The sequence below is a fragment of the Paucimonas lemoignei genome (genome assembly GCF_004342585.1).
In the GTDB taxonomy this organism is placed as follows: domain Bacteria; phylum Pseudomonadota; class Gammaproteobacteria; order Burkholderiales; family Burkholderiaceae_D; genus Paucimonas; species Paucimonas lemoignei.
Window position 1 is genome coordinate 70332 of record NZ_SLZQ01000003.1, and the last position, 18347, is coordinate 88678.

Sequence of the window (18347 nt, forward strand, 5' to 3'; positions counted from 1 at the left end):
CAATCGCGCAGGTCTCAAACGGCCAACTCGATCAGCAGGTCCTTGGCGCTGACGGCGGTGCCGGCCTTGACGTGCACCTGAGCCACAGTGGCGTCACGCTCAGCACGGATCATGGTTTCCATTTTCATCGCTTCTAGCGATACCAATGGATCTCCCTTGGCAACCGACTGACCCGGCTTGACCGCCACCGTCACCACCATGCCTGGCATCGGTGCGCCAATATGACATGCATTCCCTTCCTCGGCCTTGGGCGCGACGGCAGGCTTGACTGCGCCGGCGCGCTCGATGCGCATGACGCGTGGCTGGCCGTTCAATTCAAAAAAGATCTTCGCTTGCCCTTCTTCCGCTTCGCTTACGCCCAGCAACCGGATCACCAGGGTTTTCCCCTGGTCGATATCGACTGAAATTTCCTGGCCATCCTTCAAACCGTAGAAAAATGCCGGGGTTGGCAGCACACTGACGTTGCCATAACGGCTGTCATGTTCGGCAAACTCGATAAACACCTTCGGGTACATGAGGTAGGATGCAAGCTCCTGTTCGCCGATGACCCGTCCGACCTTCTGTTCAACCTGTCTTTTCACCTCGGCGAAATCAACCGGCTGCAAGCTAGCTCCCGGACGATCCTGCAGCGGCTGTTCGCCCTTCAACACCTTGCGTTGCAAGTCCTGCGGAAAACCGTCCGAGGGAAAGCCGAGCTCGCCCTTGAACAGGGAAATGACCGATTCGGGGAAAGCGACTTCTTTCTCCGGATTTTGCACATCGGCCGGGCTCAGATCGTGAGCCACCATAAACAAGGCCATGTCGCCCACGACCTTCGATGTCGGCGTGACTTTCACAATATCGCCGAACAATTGATTCACATCCGCATAGGCTTGCGACACCTCGCTCCAGCGGTGCGCCAGTCCCATCGCGCGCGCCTGTTCGCGCAGGTTGGTGTACTGGCCGCCCGGCATTTCATGGCGGTACACATCTGACGTACCGGAGCGGATATCGGCCTCGAATGGCGCATAGGCGCGGCGCACACCTTCCCAGTATTGGGAAATACTGAAAAGCGCTTTCCTGTCGAGATGCGGATCACGCCCGGTGCCTTCAAGAGCGGCGGCGATCGAACCGAGGTTAGGCTGCGAGGTCAGGCCACTCATCGCATCCATGGTGCCATCGACGGCGTCGCAGCCTGCCTCGATAGCAGCCAGCACACTGGCCGCGGCGATTCCGCTGGTGTCATGGGTATGGAAGTGGATCGGCAGCCCGACTTCTTCCTTCAATGCTTTGACCAGAGCCGTCACCGCGCGAGGCCGGCACACGCCTGCCATATCCTTGATGCCGATAATATTGGCGCCGGCGCGCTCCAGCTCTTTCGCCATCGAGACGTAGTAGCGCAGATTGTATTTGGGGCGGGCCGCATCGAACAGGTCGCCGGTGTAGCAGATCGCCGTTTCGCACAGCGCGCCGGTTTCCCGCACCGCATCGATCGCCACGCGCATGTTGTGCACCCAGTTGAGCGAATCGAACACGCGGAAGAGATCGATGCCGCCCTTTGCAGCCTGCACGACGAAGTGCCGCACCACATTGTCAGGGTAATTGGTGTATCCCACGGCGTTGGATGAGCGCAGCAGCATCTGGAACAGGATATTGGGCACCTGCTCCCGCAATTTCGCCAGGCGCTCCCAGGGATCTTCCTTTAGAAAGCGCATCGCCACGTCGAACGTGGCGCCACCCCAGCACTCCATGGAAAACAGCTCCGGCAGCAGGCGAGCGTAATAGGGCGCGATCGCCAGCATGTCGGCGGTACGCATGCGCGTGGCAAACAGCGACTGGTGCGCATCGCGCATGGTGGTATCGGTCAACAGCACGCGCTTTTCTTCACGCATCCATTGCGCGAATTTTTCCGTGCCAAGCACGCGCAGGCGATCGCGCGTGCCAGGCTGTATCGCCAACTCCATGCCAGCACGCGGCAGCAGCGGCGCCATCAAGGTGTCTTGTGGCTGACTGCGCCCCTGCATCTCGGGGTTGCCATTGACCGTTACATCGCCGATAAATTGCAGCAAACGCGTCGCCCGGTCGCGTCGCTTCGCGAATTGAAATAGCTCCGGTGTAGTATCGATGAAGCGGGTTGCGCATTCGCCGCTCTTGAACAAGTCGTGATTGATGACGTTTTCCAGAAACGCCAGATTGGTCGACACACCACGGATGCGGAACTCGCGCAAAGCCCGGTCCATGCGCGATATGGCTTCTTCGGAAGATGAAGCCCAGGCAGTAACCTTTACCAGCAACGAGTCATAGTAAGGAGTAATGATCGCGCCCGAATAGGCGGTGCCGCCATCGAGGCGAATGCCGAATCCGGAAGCGCTGCGGTAAGCAGTCAGGCGGCCGTAGTCCGGCGTGAAATTGTTCTCCGGATCTTCGGTAGTCACACGGCATTGCAGCGCATGACCATTCAGGCGGATATCCGATTGCCTCGGCACGCCGGCGCCGGCAGGCCCATCGACGCCGATTGCCGCGCCCTCGGAAATGCGGATTTGCGCCTTGACGATATCGATGCCGGTCACCTGCTCGGTTACGGTATGCTCGACTTGAATGCGTGGATTGACCTCGATGAAATAGAACTCGTCAGTGTCGGCGTCCATGAGAAACTCCACCGTGCCGGCATGAGAGTAGCGGACGGCTTTCCCGAGGCGTAAGGCAGCCCTGCACAAGGCATCGCGCTGTTCCATGCTCAAATAAGGCGCCGGCGCCCGCTCCACCACCTTCTGGTTGCGGCGCTGCACCGAGCAGTCGCGCTCAAACAGGTGCACCAGGTTGCCATGCGTATCGCCCAACAATTGCACCTCGACGTGACGTGCACGCCTGACCAGCTTTTCCAGGTACATTTCATCGTTGCCGAAAGCCGCCAGCGCTTCGCGGCGCGCCACCTCCAGCTGGCCCGGCAATTCCGCTTCAGACTCGATCACGCGCATGCCGCGACCGCCGCCGCCCCAGCTGGCTTTGAGCATCAGCGGATAGCCGATCTGTGCCGCCAGCTGCCGGGCCTCGTCGATATCGTGTGGCAGCGCTGCAGTTGCCGGCATTACCGGCACGCCGGCCGCAACAGCAGCTGCACGGGCCGCCACCTTGTTGCCGAGCGAGCGCATGACCTCAGGCCGGGGGCCAATAAATACGATACCGTTTGCCGCACATTTTTCAGCAAACTCCGGATTCTCCGACAGGAAACCATAGCCTGGGTGAATCGCATCCACGCCGGCTTGCTTGGCGATGCGGATGATGTCATCGATGTCGAGGTAAGCTGCAATCGGCTTCTTGCCTTCGCCAACCAGGTAACTTTCATCGGCTTTGAATCGGTGCAGCGCAAAACGGTCTTCAGCGGCATAGATCGCCACCGTGCGAATGCCCAGTTCAGCCGCGGCACGCATGACGCGAATACAGATTTCCGAACGGTTGGCGACCAGGATTTTTTCGATACGGCGGCCGGGAAGTGTCGTGGACATGGTATGACTCAAACTAAAGTTGGAAAGATTGATGTGCTGCTTTAAAAACTTTTACAAGACAACATATAGCCATGCTTGCCCGTTCAGCGCGCCTGGTCCCAGAAGCGATACTGTCGCCGCCGCTCTATTCAAACATTTGCCACTGCCATAACGGCAATCGAAAAAAAGCCCGCTCATCCAGAGCGGGTAAATCCATCTATCCTGCAGCTGATAAATGGCGAAAAAACTTCAGGCATTGGCCGTGCGTTTAACCATGGCAAAACCAATGCCGGCTCTCTCGTTAAGGGCAGGTTCCGATCACGTAGTAATTGGATCCTGTCATTTTTAAGGTAGTCATCTGGAAGGTGTTATACAAACCCATATCCTGATTTGAACCATTCGCCGCAGCACGCCCCGTACTGATAACCAGATGAGCACGGCCTGCCTGGACATGCGCATAGTTACTCGCCGAGTAGCAGGTCGCCGCGACAGTCGTTGTCGTTGTCGACGTCGTGGAAGTCGTTGAGCCTGCCGTTGTCGTGGTCGTCGTGCCACCACCGCCTACCCGCAGGTTATTGGCGAATATCCAGGGAACGATGTAGGACGGGTAGTTGACATGCGTATAGTCGACGTAGGTGCCGCCGCCGGAGCCGCCCGAGCCTGCAGGCCACGCATGGCTCATGCCACTGACAACCATATTCGAGATGCGCACCTTGCCATTAGCGTCTTTCCAGATATCGGCAGTTCCGCCGCCGGAAACGGTTACCGTGCCGCCACTGGTATTGGCGCCGTACAGAATTTTCATGCCGTCGCGATTGCGTACGTTATGCGATGGCTTGACGATAGCATCGTTGGAACCGTAAACATTGGCGAATATCTGGGTATTGAAATAGCTGTTGTACTGATTGCCGTTGATCGCTTTACAGGTATCCGCGACTTGCTGAGCGGTGCGCACCGGGTCGGAGAAAATATCAGTCGAAGCCGACCCCAGCGCTGGTGCGGCATTGGGCACGACGCCAGCAAAATAATCCGGGAAGGAACAGCCCAGCACATGGGTTTCAGCCGCGCCGGACGACAGGCCGCTGATATAAATCTGGTTCGGGTCGATATCCAGATTGGCGCGTGCCTTTACCGCATCGATCAATTTAATCAATGGCACGGCGTCGCGGCTCGTGCGATTATGATTGGCGCCAAACCAATCCCAGCAACCGGAACTTGTGCGCGTCGAACTGGTACCGCTCGGCACCGTAGGAGCAATCACGACCATGCCGTATTGTTCTGCAACTGACTCCCAGTTGAATTTTTTATTGGTTACATTGCCGGATGCGGTTTGTCCGCAACCATGCAGGCTTAACATCAATGCCCGCTTGCCATTGATGACCTGAGGATTGGCATTACTGGGAACATAGACATAGGCATCCTGCAAATTCGGCGTGCCATAGGTTGCGCTTTCTTTTACCCACGCACCACTTCCTGGCGTAAGGGCGAAAGCAGCAGTCGATGCCAACGTGGCGATGAGCGCAGTCGCTGCGCGTTGAGTCATTTTATTTACTTGCATGTTGTCGTCTCCATTCATCCTCGTATTCGGTTTCTAGAACTTATTCTTGTTTTTCTACGGCGCGGGAAAATCGTTAAACTGTTTTTGCATCCTGGTTGCTTTCGCTTATAGGCAGCCCTTTCATCAAGTCCTGGTTAATTGAAATATCTTTTTTCAGGATTGGCTCTGCAAGGAGATTTCTCGTTAGGATTGCGTCAGTCAAGGTTTCGGACACTGTCGTGCAATTCCGGAGGCCATCTTGAAATTTCAAGCAAAGAGAATTGTTAAAATTTTTGCACTTTTTTCTGCAAACTGGAAAATCTACTGGCTTACGCGTATTCTGTATCCAAGGGCAACTCACTCACCAATTTGCTTCAGCTAGGCTCGGCCATGGGAAGGATATGAGCGGTATCAGCTTTTCAATTTCTGCTGACGAGGGACGGCCAAAAGTGGAGGCCTGGCGCCATACTTTGTGCCAGGCCTTTGGCCCAATCGAAGTAGGATTGAATTCGCGTGAAGACTTCAGCGGCTTCGTTCGTACCTATAAAAGACAGGAACTGCAATTCAACGAGATTTGCTATCGCGGCCAGACCCTGGAGCGCACGGCGCAAAACCTCGCTGGATTCGACCAGGAATACTTCACCTTCAGCCGGCCGGTATCGGGCCCCTTGTATTTTGAGCAAAACGGTGGGAAATTCACTGTCAATTCAGGCACATTGGTGCTGCTGAATCAGACATCGCCGTACAAGGCTTTCACCAACGCCTGTTATCACGCATTCAGCGTATCCATTCCCAAAAAGCTGCTGCTTCAGCGTGCACCGCAAATTGGCGCGTTCTATAAACTGGACGCGGTCCAGGGCTCACCGCGCGGCCAGCTGCTTGCCAATTTCTTGCAATGTCTGAATGAAGGAATCAGCGGGTGGACCGAGCCAGAATTCATGGCTTTGAGAGAACAGCTATTGGACTTGATCGTGTTATTGATGGTGAGCGACAAGAGCAAGGTCATGTCGTCTGAAGAATCCAGCATCAAGGCAGCGCATCGGGAACGGGCAATGGCCTACATCAAATACAACCATCGCAATGCGCAGCTGAATCCACAGTTGATTGCAGGGGCCTGCGGCATCTCGGTTGGCTACCTGCACAAGATTTTCCAGGCTGTGAATCTACGGGTAGAACACTTTTTATATTCGCAGCGGCTGGAAACTTGCAAGACTCTTTTGCTTGATCCGCAGTACCGGCATTACTCGGTTCAGCAAATCGCTTACCAGTCCGGCTTCAATCACCCTTCTCATTTCAGCCGGCTATTCAAGGAAAAATTCAGCGTATCGCCCTCGGACTTCCGGGCCGCCCACAAAGAAGCTGCGCAGGATTAAGGAAAACGTAAGCTCCCTCTGGACGCTTCCATATATCAGGCGACTGGCAGCGGCCGTTTACCGCTGCTGCCGCATGGACACCGCTTGCCTTAGTTCTTGTAAAAGCCGCAGGCGATCACCAGATCGTCGCAGATTTCAAAGTAGGCAGACTTGACCATGGTTTCCTTGGTCAGCGGATGCACCCACTTGTAATCCATCCAGCCGCTGCCTTGAGCACGCGCGGCATTAACCATTTCGCTGACAAAGAAGCGCCCGTCGGTGTCCTTGATCTTGTTCCAATCCTGATTCCACAGGCGACGATTCGCGCCATGCGCGACGATCGTGCCGTCTGTGGCATAAATGCTGAGATACAGATCACGGTCGACAAACTGACCCTGGCTCAGTTTATTGACATCCTCGATCAGCGCAGCACGACTGTAGCTACGCATGTATTGCGCGCCGGCCTGCACCATGGCGACAGCTTCGTCGGCATTGCCATATTCGCGCGCGCCAAGGTTGAAGATCGACACCGCTTGCGACAGCGCCACGGCCTGTTCCTGCAGGCTGGCGGCAGTGCGCATGGCTTCTTCCACCAGGGCGGCATTCTGCTGGGTGGTGGCATCGATCTGCACTACGGCCTTGTTGACTTCTTCGATGCCACTGCTCTGCTCGGAACTGGCGGCGGCGATCTCGCTCATGATGCCGGCGACGCGATTGACGCTGGCGACGATTTCATTCATTGCCGTGCCGGCGTCATCCACCAGCTTGCTGCCGGCATCGACTTTTTCCACCGAATTCGAAATGAGGCCGGCAATCTCCTTGGCTGCTGCCGCGGAGCGCTGCGCCAGCGTGCGCACTTCCGCCGCCACCACGGCAAAGCCGCGTCCCTGCTCGCCGGCGCGCGCTGCTTCCACCGCGGCGTTCAAGGCGAGAATATTGGTCTGGAAGGCGATGCCGTCGATGACGGAAATGATGTCGACGATCTTGCGCGAGCTTTCCTTGATCGACCCCATGGTCGCCACCACGCTGCCGACGACCTGGCCGCCCTTGACGGCGGACTCGGCGGCATGCGCGACCAGCTGGTTGGCCTGACGGGCATTGTCGGCATTCTGGCGCACGGTCGAGGTCAGTTCTTCCATCGACGAAGCTGTCTCTTCCAGCGAGCTGGCCTGCGCTTCGGTACGTGCCGACAGCGCCGTATTATCAGCGGTAATCAAGCCGGAAGTCGCTGCCACTGCCGTCGTACCAGAGCGCACATGCGCCACGATCTTGAACATGCGCTCGCTGGTTTCCTGCAGCGCCTGCTGCAACTCGCCCAGCTCGCCCTTGGCATGGGCTTCAAACGGCTCACTCAAGTCACCCTGCGCCAGGCGTCTGGCAATTTCCGTTGCTTCCTGCAGCGGCTTGGCGATACTGCGCAACAACCACCAGCCGGCAATCAGACCAAGCGCGATCGTGCCAATGCCCAGTCCCACGACATAGCTGGTCGCCTCACTGGCGCTGCCAGACAGACTATAAGCGGCCAACCCGGTCAAGCCTGCCACGAGGATTAACAGAATGCCAAAGCTGACGGTCAGGCGAGCGCCGATTTTAAGATTTGCGAAATTCATTCTTTGTAATTTTCCTTGTCTCCACTTCTAGCGCAAGGCGGCATATCCGTTTGCCTGCCATACCTAAAAGCAACTTCATCATAAACCAAGTATTGCCTTAAGACACGGGACACGATGGAATGATGCTAGAGCCCAACACTAGCATAAAGGAATTACCGAATCGCAAACAAAAAATAAGGGGAGGAAACATGGCTTCCTCCCCTTATCAAGGAATACTGCAACGCAGCATTGCGGTAAAACCTCCTATCTCACCAAGCGCTGCCAGATCGCCGTGGTCGCCGCTGCCTGATTCAACGTATAGAAATGCAGGCCGGGCGCACCGCCCGCCAGCAAGCGTTCGCACATGGCCGTGACGACATCCAGGCCAAAGGCACGAATCGACTCGGTATCGTCGCCGAAGCTGGCGAGCTTGAGGCGAATCCAGCGCGGAATCTCGGCGCCGCACATGTCGGAAAACCGCGTCAGCTGCGTGTAATTGGTGATCGGCATAATGCCCGCCACCACCGGCACCTCGACGCCCGCCGCGCGCACTTCATCGACAAAGCGGAAGTAAGCGTCGGCATTGTAGAAATACTGGGTGATGGCCGAATTGGCGCCGGCCTTCACCTTGCGCACGAAATTCTGCAAATCATCCTGCGGCGATTTGGCTTGCGGATGCATTTCCGGATAAGCGGCCGTTTCGATATGAAACCAGTCGCCAGTCTCGGCGCGGATGAATTCGATCAGCTCGTTAGCGTGATGGAATTCGCCCGCTTCATGGCCGACCGCGCCATACCCGCTGGGCAGGTCGCCACGCAAGGCCACCACGCGACGGATGCCGTGCTCGCGATACTCTTTCAGGATGGCGCGCAATTCATCGCGCGAACGACCGATGCACGACAGATGCGGCGCGGCCTCGTGGCCTTCCTTGCGGATTTCCAACACGGTATCGCGCGTGCCGGCTTGCGTAGAGCCGCCAGCACCGAACGTCACCGAGAAATAAGCCGGTTTCAGCGCCGCCAGTTGCGCGCGCACGGCACGCAGCTTTTCCACGCCTTCCGGCGTGCGCGGCGGGAAAAACTCGATGCTGAAATTTTGTTGAACAGATGTCGGGTTTGTCATTTGCTTAGTAATAATGAAGACAGGGCCCAGGAAATCAGGCTATACACCAGCGCGCCACCGACGGCAGACCAGAAGCCGCCCACATGGAAGCCCGGCACCAGCCGCCCGGCAAACCAGAAGAGCAAGCCATTGATGACGAGGATGAACAAGCCCAGGGTCAGTAATGTCACCGGCAAGGTCAGGATCACCAGCACCGGCTTGATCAGGGTATTGATCAAGCCAAGCACCAGCGCCGCAATCAGCGCGACGCCGAAACTCCTGATCTTGATCGACTGGATCAGGTAAGGCAGCACGAACAGCGCGGCGGCATTGATCAGCCAGGTCAGTAACAAACGCATGCGGGACTCCTTATGGTTGGGGACAAACGCTCTGCAAATTCCTGCGGCGGGCACGCGCCCCTTCCCTGCGTCAGGAAAAGGGGTGGCGCCTCGAATCAATAACGATAGTGGTCAGCCTTGTACGGGCCTTCCTTCTTCACGCCGATGTAGGCAGCCTGCTCGTCGGAGAGCACGGTCAGTTGCGCGTTGAGCTTCTTCAGTTGCAGGCGCGCGACCTTTTCATCGAGATGCTTGGGCAGCGTGTAGACGCCCACCGGGTAAGCCTTCGTATTGGTGAACAGCTCGATCTGCGCAATGGTCTGGTTGGCAAACGACGAGCTCATTACGTAAGACGGATGGCCGGTGGCGCAGCCGAGATTGACCAGGCGGCCTTCAGCCAGCAGGATGATGCGCTTCCCATCCGGGAAAATGATGTGGTCGACTTGCGGCTTGATGTTTTCCCAGGTGTACTGGCGCAGCGCAGCGACTTCGATTTCATTATCGAAGTGGCCGATGTTGCAAACGATGGCCTGGTCCTTCATCTTCTTCATGTGCTCGTGCGTGATCACATGGTAGTTACCGGTGCAGGTGACGAAGATATCGCCATGCTCGGCGGCGTAATCCATGGTCACCACGCGGTAGCCTTCCATCGCGGCCTGCAGCGCGCAGATCGGGTCGATCTCGGTGACCCACACTTGCGCCGACAAGGCACGCAGCGCCTGCGCCGAGCCCTTGCCCACATCGCCGTAACCGCAGACCACGGCGACCTTGCCGGCCACCATGACGTCGGTGGCGCGCTTGATGCCATCGACCAGCGATTCGCGGCAGCCGTACAGGTTGTCGAACTTCGACTTGGTGACGGAATCGTTGACGTTAATCGCCGGGAAGGCCAGCTTGCCTTCCTTGTGCATCTGGTACAGGCGGTGCACGCCGGTGGTGGTTTCCTCGGTCACGCCCTTGATTTCTTTCAGGCGGGTCGAGTACCAGGTCGGATCGACGGCAAGCTTTGCCTTGATCGAATTGAACAGGCAAACGGCCTCTTCCGAATCCGGATTGTTCAGGACGCTGGCATCCTTCTCGGCGCGCGCGCCCAGGTGCAGCAGCAGGGTCGCATCGCCACCGTCATCGAGGATCATGTTGGAATAACCGCCATCGGTCCATTCGAAGATGCGGTGCGTGAAATCCCAGTACTGATCCAGATTCTCGCCCTTGAAGGCGAACACCGGCGTGCCATTGGCGGCAATCGCGGCGGCGGCGTGGTCCTGGGTCGAATAGATGTTGCAGGAAGCCCAGCGCACCTTGGCGCCCAGCGCTTCCAGCGTCTGGATCAGCACGGCGGTCTGAATGGTCATGTGCAGCGAACCGGTGATGCGCGCGCCTTTCAGCGGCTGTTGCGCGGCGAATTCTTCGCGGATGGCCATCAGGCCGGGCATTTCGGTTTCGGCGATGCGGATTTCCTTGCGGCCCCAATCGGCAAGGCTCAGGTCGGCAACAACAAAATCCTGGGTGGAATCTTTGGAATTCAAGACTGCGGCGTTCATCACGCCCTCCTTTCATGAGAAAAAAGTAACGTGAGCGCCGTTGCGGGTGAAAATTGGTCCAAGCCTGACATGGCGGGCCGCCATGCTGCAACGCTCCTTGGAGCCGAGATTATAACTGAGTTTGGCGCGAAATCGTGCTCACCCGCGCCCAATCTGCGCACCAGTCCCGTGTTAATTCTCTATTCAAGCATCGCAAGTCTACCGGCGCAGACCGCTGAATGTCGCGGCCCATCCACTTATTGCAGGTTATTTCGCCACAACCTGGCGGATCGGCGATGCTACCGGCTTTTGCGACACATTTCGCTGGATCCAGGTCAGCATATCTTCCCAGATTTTTTTCGACTCGGCTTCGCTTGGCATCGCCAGCGCATTCGGCAATTCGATCGTAATGATCGGCACTTTCTTATGCAAGCCGCTGTAATTACCCAGTGACCCCGGATACACGCCGACGGGCGTAAATACCAGGCGGCCGAATTTACGCGGCGGCTGCACGGGCCCGTCGAAATCCAGCACGCCGAATGGCGCATGCACGGAAATCACCACATCCGGCTTGAACCGGGCGATTTCATCATTGACCCAGCGGCTTTCCGGCTCCGACAGCGGCTGCTTGCCGGGAAAACGACGCGGATCGCGCCCGGTACGCTTAACCCAGTACGTCGGCGCTTCCTGGTGCCAGTCAGGCGTGGGGAAATTGCGATTCAAGTCGACGCCGTTGGCATTCATGCGGGTCGGCTTATTGGTCAGAAAACCATCCGGATTCACCACCGGCGCTACGCTCCAGTGGAATTCCTGGGCTGCCCCCTGATTCATCCACTGCATCCATTTGAACACAATGGCGGGCGCAGTCAGTTCATCGCCGTGTATCCCGCCGAGCAAGAGCACGCGGACCGGAGGTGTGCTCTTGCCACTTTTGACTGGCGGGATTTGCCGGTGCAGGATGGGAAAGCCTTGCACGGAAAGCGTGCCGCTCGGGGTCAGGCCGCTTTGCCGGCAGGTCTCCAGTGAAAGGCTCGCCAAGCGAGCGGAAAAGCGCTGGCACCAGTCCACCTGCGGCGCAGCATTGCGGGCAGCAGACATTGTTGCTCCGCCAAGCTTTACAGCCTTGTTATTGCTCTCAGCTGACGCGGGGGACGCATCCTTGGAAGCCGCGCTTGCGGTCGTGGCAAGAACCAGACCGGCGGCGCAGACCGATGCCAAAATGCCACGCTGCATCAGATGCAAAAAGGCGTCAGCCATTATTGCTGACGCCATGATTAGATTGCCTCATTATCCTGCCACTACTCAACACAAAAACCGTATCTTAATCGAAGAGACAGGGGAGCGGATGCGCAAAGCAACAGTCTTGTGGTCTGCAAACACATCCGCTGCGCAGATATGGACTCTACCCGAGGCCAGGGTTCGCTTCGCGAACGCCGAGCTTACAGCCCGGCCGCTGCACGCAGCACGACCGCATTGTGGTCTACGTTCACATCCGCTGCGCGGATATGAACTCCGCCCCAAAGCCCAGGGTTCACTTCGCGAACGCCGAGCTTACAGCCCGGCCGCTGCACGCAGCGCCTGGGCTTTGTCAGTGCGCTCCCAGGAGAATTCCGGTTCTTCGCGGCCGAAGTGGCCATACGCGGCAGTCTTCTGGTAAATCGGACGCAGCAGGTCGAGCATTTGCACGATCCCCTTCGGACGCAGGTCGAAATATTCGCGCACCAGTTCCGCCAGCTTCTCGTCGCTGATCTTGCCGGTGCCGAAGGTCGTCACCATCACCGAGGTCGGCTTGGCAACACCGATTGCATACGACACCTGGATCTGGCAGCGCGACGCCAGGCCTGCAGCGACGATATTCTTGGCGACATAACGGCCGGCGTAAGCTGCCGAGCGGTCGACCTTGGACGGGTCCTTGCCGGAGAAAGCGCCACCGCCGTGAGGCGCGGCGCCGCCGTAGGTATCGACGATGATCTTGCGTCCGGTCAGGCCACAATCGCCTTGCGGGCCGCCGATGACGAAACGGCCAGTCGGGTTGATCAGGTAACGCGTGCCCTTGAGCCATTCAGCCGGCAGCACCGGCTTGATGATCGATTCGATGGCGGCTTCCTCGATGGCCTTGTGCGACATTTCCGGCGAATGCTGGGTGGACAGCACGATGGTGTCGATCGCCACCGGCTTGCCATCGACATATTTCAGCGTGACTTGCGATTTGGCGTCGGGGCGCAGCCATGGCAGGCGGCCATCCTTGCGCAATTGCGACTGACGCTCGACGATGCGGTGGGCATAGTAAATCGCCGCCGGCATCAGCTCCGGCGTTTCGTCGCAGGCGTAACCGAACATCAAGCCCTGGTCGCCGGCGCCCTGGTCAAGATCGATGCCCTTGCCTTCATCAACGCCCTGGGCGATATCGGGCGACTGCTTGTCATAGGCGACCAGCACCGCGCAGCTCTTGTAGTCAATGCCGAAGTCGGCATTGTCGTAGCCGATCTTCTTGATGGTTTCGCGGGCAATGTTGATGTAGTCGACGTTGGCAGTCGTGGTGATTTCGCCAGCCAGCACCACCAGACCGGTATTGCAGAGCGTTTCCGCAGCCACGCGCGACTTCGGATCCTGTTCCAGGATCGCGTCGAGAATGGCGTCGGAGATTTGGTCAGCGACCTTGTCGGGGTGGCCTTCGGAAACCGATTCCGAAGTAAAGAGGAATTCATTTGCCATCGCAGGCTCCATTACGTAATGATTGACCATGGTGTCGCGGCCAGAACATAGATATTTGAGCCTGCGACGCTTTAGCGAGATTTGTATACCGCCTCGCAAGTTGTCATTAACTCGGCGGAATCGATGGCATTGGCACCCTGGCAATTGCCAGACTGGCGCTGTTTTGCCTATCGATATCGTGCTATTTTACGCGTCTTGGAAAAAATCGGCAAAAAACTCTGTCCCCGCTGATGCTTGTCAAACTGTTTCGCCTGCTTTCCCACCTGTCTTTGCCCGCCCTGCATGCCATCGGCAGCATGCTGGGTTGGGTCGTGTATTGGGCATCCCCCACCTACCGCCGCAGGCTGAAAGAAAACATCACGCGTGCCGGCCACGCGAGCCATTTGCGCGCGGCCATTTCCGAAGCTGGCAAGAATGTCATGGAACTGCCCTTCGTCTGGTTCGCCGATCCCCGCAAGGTCTTGCCACTTGCTGTCTGCGAAGACTGGTCAGCCGTCGAAGCGGCGCTGGCCCGCGGACGCGGCATCATTTTCCTGACCCCCCACCTGGGCTGCTTTGAAATCCTCGCGCAGGGTTTCGCCGCGCGCCATCCGCTTACCGTGCTCTACCGCCCGCCGCGCAAGGAAGCACTCAAGCCCTTGGTCGAAGGCGCGCGGGCTCGTGAAAATCTCGCGCTGGCGCCCGCCAATCTAGCCGGCGTACGCATCCTGCTCAAAGCGCTCAAGAATAATAAGCCGATCGGCTTATTGCCCGACCAGGTGCCGCAAAACGGCGAAGGCGTATGGGCTGACTTTTTCGGCAAGCCTGCCTACACCATGACGCTGCCAGCCAAGCTGCAGCAGATGTCGGGCGCACCGATCGTGCTGGCCTATGCGAGGCGGCTGCCGCGGGGCGCAGGATACCGGCTCCACTTCACGCTGTTCGACGAGGAACTGGGAGACACGCCCGAGCAACAGGCCCGCGCCATCAATGCCGCCATGGAAAAACTGATCGCCCAGTGTCCCGCACAGTATTTCTGGAGCTACAACCGCTACAAAGTGCCGGCCGGCGTCACGCCGCCAACCACCAACCCGGGAAAGCCAACATGAGGCTACTGATTGCACTGATGTGGCTGCTGCACTGGTTGCCCCTGCCGATCCTGGGCCGACTGGGAGAGGCGCTCGGGTCGCTCCTTTACTGGGCCATTCCCAAGCGCCGCCGCATCGCCCTGACCAACCTGGCCTTATGCCTGCCGCATTTGACGGAAGAAGAACGACGCACCCTGGCGCGTCGCCATTTCCAGGCTTATTCCCGCAGCATCCTGGAGCGCGGCATCCTCTGGTGGGCGCCGGAATCGCGCCTGCGCAAGCTGATTCACATGGAACCCGGACTACCACTGGAAGAAATCCAGTCCGGCCCGGTCATCCTCTTGTGTCCGCATTTCGTCTGCCTGGACGTGGCAGGAGCGCGGATTGCCATGGAAATTTCGGCATCCTCCGTCTACATGGAGCAGCGCAACAAGGTCGCCGATGCCGCGCTTCGCCGTGGACGCTCGCGCTTCAAGCCGGTCAAACTCTTGTCGCGCGCCGAAGGCATCAAGCCGATCCTGCGCGCCATGCGCGAAGGCCTTCCCTACTTCATGCTGCCTGATCTGGATTTTGGCTTGAAGGATGCCGAGTTCGTGCCTTTCTTTGGCGTTCCCGCCGCGACCCTGACGGCGCCGGCTCGCATCGCCGCAGCCACGGGCGCCAAGGTGATCCCCGTCATCGCCACTTTCCTGCCCAATTATCGCGGCTGGACGGTGAAGTTTTATCCGCCCGTGCCGGATTATCCGGGCAAGGATCTGCTGGCCGCCACCCGCCGCATGAATGCCTTCATCGAAGACCGGGTGCGCGAGATGCCGGCCGAATACCTGTGGACGCACAAGCGCTTCAAGACCCGCCCGCCCGGCTCTCCCGGCTTCTACGACTAAGCCACTTCAGGCAGCGCTGCACCAAGTGCTCAGCGCTATAATCGCACCATGAAAATCAAATTCACCAAAATGCATGGCGCCGGCAACGACTTTGTCGTGCTCGACGCCATCCGCCAATCCATCGATTTCACGCCGGCGCAATGGCAGGCGCTCGCTGACCGGCGCTTCGGTGTCGGCGCCGACCAGATGCTCGTCATCGAAAAGTCGCAAACGCCCGGCGTCGACTTCCGTTACCGCATTTTCAATGCCGACGGCAGCGAAGTCGAACAGTGCGGCAACGGCGCCCGCGCCTTCGTCAAATTCGTCATCGAAAAAGGCTTGACCGACAAGCGCGCCATCCGCGTTGAAACCATGTCGGGCGTGATCGAACCGACCATGCAGGAAGATGGCCGCATTACCGTCGACATGGGCGCGCCGATTCTGGAACCGGCGCTGGTGCCGTTCGATGCCAGCGGCCTTCACCCTGTACAGCAAGGAGATGACCAGCTCTGGCTGCTGGAGATCAACAGCAAGGCGCTGCTCTTTTCTACGCTATCGATGGGCAATCCGCATGCCGTCCAGTTGGTGGACGATGTCGATAACGCGCCGGTGGAACAGGATGGTCCGGCAATTGAAAACCACCAGCGCTTCCCGAAGCGGGTCAATGCCGGCTTCATGCAAATCATCGATCGTCACCACGTCAAGCTGCGCGTATTCGAGCGCGGTGCCGGCGAAACCCTGGCTTGCGGCACTGGCGCCTGCGCCGCCGTGGTAGCCGGCATCCGCCGTGGCTTGCTCGATTCTCCCGTGGCAGTCTCGACACGCGGCGGCGAACTGTCGATTGCCTGGGACGGCGGCGATGCGCACGTGATGCTGACCGGGCCTGCAGTCACGGTTTTTGAAGGCGAAATCGACATCTGACCGTTGTCGAAAAAGCCGCCAACGCAAGCCGGCGATGTACAATTACGCACGTCCTGTACATATAGCAAGCGCGCTTGCAGCATCTGCCTAGCGCAAGCTTTATAGGACCTGCTTTTAGCGCCAACCATACTGCCCACTGATATCGGCTAATCACGATGACTGCCCAACTCGATTCCAACACCGTCGCCCAATACCTGCTCGACCATCCGCACTTCTTTGAAGAGCATGCCGACCTGCTGGCACAGGTCAAGCTGTCCAGCCCGCTGGGCGGTCGCGCCGTATCGCTGCAGGAGCGACAGATGGAAGTGCTGCGGCATAAATATCACGCACTGGAATTGAAGCTGGCCGAACTCATTCGCATCGGCCGGGAAAATGACGAGATCGCGCAAAAATTTCAGCAATGGGCGCGCAGCCTGCTCTTGGCGCGCAATGATGTCGATTTGCCGCACGTGCTGATCGATGGCTTGCAAACCATCTTCGGCGTGCCTTACGCCACCCTGCGCCTGTGGGGCGTGGCACCCGACTATTCGCACACCTGGTTCGCCGAGGGCGTTTCCGACGATGCCCGCCTGTTTGCCAATGGCTTGAATGGCCCGTTCTGCGGCCGCAACAACGATTTCGAAGTCGCCTCCTGGATCGATGAAGCACAGGCCATCGAGTCCGTCGCCATCCTGCCGCTGCGCCGCGACGGCGCGGCCGACACCTTCGGCCTGTTGGTGCTAGGCTCCCCGGATGCCAGCCGCTTTACCTCGGACATGGCCACCGATTTCCTTTCCCGCATCGGCGATTGCGCCGCGGCGGCGACGACTTGCCTTCTCGATTAAACGTAGTCTGCAGAAGGCAATGGAAAAGCCCGGTAATCAGGAATGGCTGAACCGGTACCTGGATAGCCTGGCGACACAGCGCAAGCTGGCCGAGCACACCGTCGCCAATTATCGCCGCGACCTGGCCGAACTGATGCAACTGGCCGAGGCCGCCAAACCGGCGCTATCGCTCGAAGCACTCGATCATTTCCACATCCGTAAATTCGCCGCGCAATTGCATGCGCAAGGCTTGAGCGGCGGTAGCATCGCCCGCAAGCTGTCAGCCTGGCGCGGCTTCTATGCCTGGTTGGCGCAGCAGACCACTTTGCCAGCCAACCCCGTCGAAGGCATCAAGCCGCCCAAACGCGCCAAGCTCCTGCCCAAGGCCTTGTCGGCGGATGACGCCGTGCGCCTCGTGAACCAACCCAATCCGCGCAAGGATGCCAATGCCACCAGCGAACTCTGTAACCGCGCCATGTTCGAGTTGCTGTATTCGAGCGGCTTGCGCATTTCTGAACTGGTGCAACTGGATGTCCGCTATGCCAAGGAAAACGGCCATGAATCGGCCGGCTGGATCGATTTCGACGCCGGCGAAGTCACCGTCACCGGCAAGGGCGGCAAGATGCGCCGGGTGCCTGTGGGTGGCGCGGCGATGCAAGCACTTGCTGCCTGGATCGCCGTGCGTCCGGCACTGGAGAAGCTCGACCCGCATGCGCTGTTTCTAACGGAGCGCGGCACGCGCATGTCGGCGCGCCTCGTGCAGTTGCGCATCAAGGCACATGCCAAGGCGCTGGGTATTCCAGCCGACGTCCATCCGCACATGATGCGCCATTCCTTCGCCTCGCACGTCCTGCAATCTTCCGGCGACTTGCGCGCCGTGCAGGAAATGCTTGGCCATGCCTCGATCGCGGCGACACAGATTTACACCGCGCTGGACTTCCAGCGCCTGGCCCAGGTGTACGATGCGGCGCATCCCCGCGCAAAGAAAAAATAGCCGCGCTATCATCATGCGTCTTGGCTGCGCCGGCAGACCGCGCGACAAATCCCTGCGGCGCCCAGGTCCGAAGCCGCGTACCG

General features: G+C 58.7%; 14 protein-coding genes and 1 riboswitch. Of the genes, 6 read left to right on the forward strand and 8 right to left on the reverse strand.

The genetic code is table 11. The features are described 5' to 3' along the window. Nucleotides 1-14 precede the first annotated feature (14 nt). The gene (locus EDC30_RS05720; RefSeq protein ID WP_132257848.1) at nt 15-3485 is read right to left on the reverse strand and encodes a pyruvate carboxylase; all 3471 of its coding nucleotides are present in this window, start codon (nt 3483-3485) and stop codon (nt 15-17) included. A gap of 280 nt (nt 3486-3765) precedes the next feature. Continuing rightward, nucleotides 3766-5022 (reverse strand): extracellular catalytic domain type 1 short-chain-length polyhydroxyalkanoate depolymerase, encoded by a 1257-nt coding sequence (locus EDC30_RS05725; RefSeq protein WP_165973739.1) that lies wholly within the window; start codon nt 5020-5022, stop codon nt 3766-3768. 380 nt (nt 5023-5402) lie between these two features. Between EDC30_RS05725 and EDC30_RS05730 the strand changes: the two genes are divergently transcribed. Beyond that, a complete protein-coding gene (locus EDC30_RS05730) occupies nt 5403-6374 on the forward strand; it encodes a helix-turn-helix domain-containing protein (protein WP_132257850.1) in 972 nt (323 codons plus the stop codon). A gap of 89 nt (nt 6375-6463) precedes the next feature. Here EDC30_RS05730 and EDC30_RS05735 read toward each other — a convergent pair whose 3' ends face one another. From EDC30_RS05735 to metK, 6 genes are all read right to left on the reverse strand, one after another. Further along, entirely contained in the window at nt 6464-7963 is a 1500-nt protein-coding gene (locus EDC30_RS05735; protein ID WP_132257851.1) for a methyl-accepting chemotaxis protein, read from the reverse strand. Between the two features lie 243 nt (nt 7964-8206). Next, entirely contained in the window at nt 8207-9064 is an 858-nt protein-coding gene (metF, locus tag EDC30_RS05740) for a methylenetetrahydrofolate reductase [NAD(P)H] (RefSeq protein ID WP_132257852.1), read from the reverse strand. Beyond that, nucleotides 9061-9402, reverse strand: coding sequence for a phage holin family protein (locus EDC30_RS05745; protein ID WP_132257853.1), 342 nt, complete (start codon nt 9400-9402; stop codon nt 9061-9063). The genes metF and EDC30_RS05745 overlap by 4 nt, the downstream gene beginning before the upstream one ends. Before the next feature lie 95 nt (nt 9403-9497). Next, complete coding sequence (gene ahcY / locus EDC30_RS05750) at nt 9498-10922, reverse strand: adenosylhomocysteinase (RefSeq protein ID WP_132257854.1); 1425 nt, start codon at nt 10920-10922, stop codon at nt 9498-9500. A gap of 25 nt (nt 10923-10947) precedes the next feature. Continuing rightward, nucleotides 10948-11027, reverse strand: a riboswitch (S-adenosyl-L-homocysteine riboswitch). A 141-nt stretch (nt 11028-11168) separates the two neighbouring features. After that, nucleotides 11169-12158 carry a M14 family zinc carboxypeptidase gene (locus EDC30_RS05755; RefSeq protein WP_243656667.1) on the reverse strand — a complete coding sequence of 330 codons (990 nt, stop codon included), beginning with the start codon at nt 12156-12158 and terminating at the stop codon, nt 11169-11171. Between the two features lie 294 nt (nt 12159-12452). After that, a complete protein-coding gene (gene metK, locus EDC30_RS05760) occupies nt 12453-13616 on the reverse strand; it encodes a methionine adenosyltransferase (RefSeq protein ID WP_132257855.1) in 1164 nt (387 codons plus the stop codon). Nucleotides 13617-13846: 230 nt separating this feature from the next. On the opposite strand from metK, the gene EDC30_RS05765 reads away from it, so the two are divergent. From EDC30_RS05765 to xerC, 5 genes are all read left to right on the forward strand, one after another. Then, complete coding sequence (locus EDC30_RS05765) at nt 13847-14704, forward strand: lysophospholipid acyltransferase family protein (RefSeq protein ID WP_132257856.1); 858 nt, start codon at nt 13847-13849, stop codon at nt 14702-14704. Beyond that, nucleotides 14701-15567, forward strand: a complete 867-nt coding sequence (locus EDC30_RS05770; RefSeq protein ID WP_132257857.1) for an LpxL/LpxP family acyltransferase — start codon at nt 14701-14703, stop codon at nt 15565-15567. The genes EDC30_RS05765 and EDC30_RS05770 overlap by 4 nt, the downstream gene beginning before the upstream one ends. Nucleotides 15568-15615: 48 nt before the next feature. Beyond that, entirely contained in the window at nt 15616-16467 is an 852-nt protein-coding gene (gene dapF, locus EDC30_RS05775; RefSeq protein WP_132257858.1) for a diaminopimelate epimerase, read from the forward strand. Nucleotides 16468-16622: 155 nt separating this feature from the next. Beyond that, entirely contained in the window at nt 16623-17291 is a 669-nt protein-coding gene (locus tag EDC30_RS05780; RefSeq protein WP_132257859.1) for a DUF484 family protein, read from the forward strand. Between the two features lie 19 nt (nt 17292-17310). Then, complete coding sequence (xerC, locus tag EDC30_RS05785) at nt 17311-18264, forward strand: tyrosine recombinase XerC (RefSeq protein WP_132257860.1); 954 nt, start codon at nt 17311-17313, stop codon at nt 18262-18264. Nucleotides 18265-18347: the final 83 nt, after the last annotated feature.

Coding starts and splice junctions, on each gene's coding strand:
- metK (WP_132257855.1), bottom strand. CDS start 13,616: ATGGCAAATGAATTCCTCTTTACTTCGGAATCGGTTTCCGAAGGCCAC.
- EDC30_RS05730 (WP_132257850.1), top strand. CDS start 5,403: ATGAGCGGTATCAGCTTTTCAATTTCTGCTGACGAGGGACGGCCAAAA.
- EDC30_RS05770 (WP_132257857.1), top strand. CDS start 14,701: ATGAGGCTACTGATTGCACTGATGTGGCTGCTGCACTGGTTGCCCCTG.
- EDC30_RS05745 (WP_132257853.1), bottom strand. CDS start 9,402: ATGCGTTTGTTACTGACCTGGCTGATCAATGCCGCCGCGCTGTTCGTG.
- ahcY (WP_132257854.1), bottom strand. CDS start 10,922: ATGAACGCCGCAGTCTTGAATTCCAAAGATTCCACCCAGGATTTTGTT.
- EDC30_RS05720 (WP_132257848.1), bottom strand. CDS start 3,485: ATGTCCACGACACTTCCCGGCCGCCGTATCGAAAAAATCCTGGTCGCC.
- EDC30_RS05725 (WP_165973739.1), bottom strand. CDS start 5,022: ATGCAAGTAAATAAAATGACTCAACGCGCAGCGACTGCGCTCATCGCC.
- dapF (WP_132257858.1), top strand. CDS start 15,616: ATGAAAATCAAATTCACCAAAATGCATGGCGCCGGCAACGACTTTGTC.
- xerC (WP_132257860.1), top strand. CDS start 17,311: ATGGAAAAGCCCGGTAATCAGGAATGGCTGAACCGGTACCTGGATAGC.
- metF (WP_132257852.1), bottom strand. CDS start 9,064: ATGACAAACCCGACATCTGTTCAACAAAATTTCAGCATCGAGTTTTTC.
- EDC30_RS05755 (WP_243656667.1), bottom strand. CDS start 12,158: ATGGCTGACGCCTTTTTGCATCTGATGCAGCGTGGCATTTTGGCATCG.
- EDC30_RS05780 (WP_132257859.1), top strand. CDS start 16,623: ATGACTGCCCAACTCGATTCCAACACCGTCGCCCAATACCTGCTCGAC.
- EDC30_RS05735 (WP_132257851.1), bottom strand. CDS start 7,963: ATGAATTTCGCAAATCTTAAAATCGGCGCTCGCCTGACCGTCAGCTTT.
- EDC30_RS05765 (WP_132257856.1), top strand. CDS start 13,847: ATGCTTGTCAAACTGTTTCGCCTGCTTTCCCACCTGTCTTTGCCCGCC.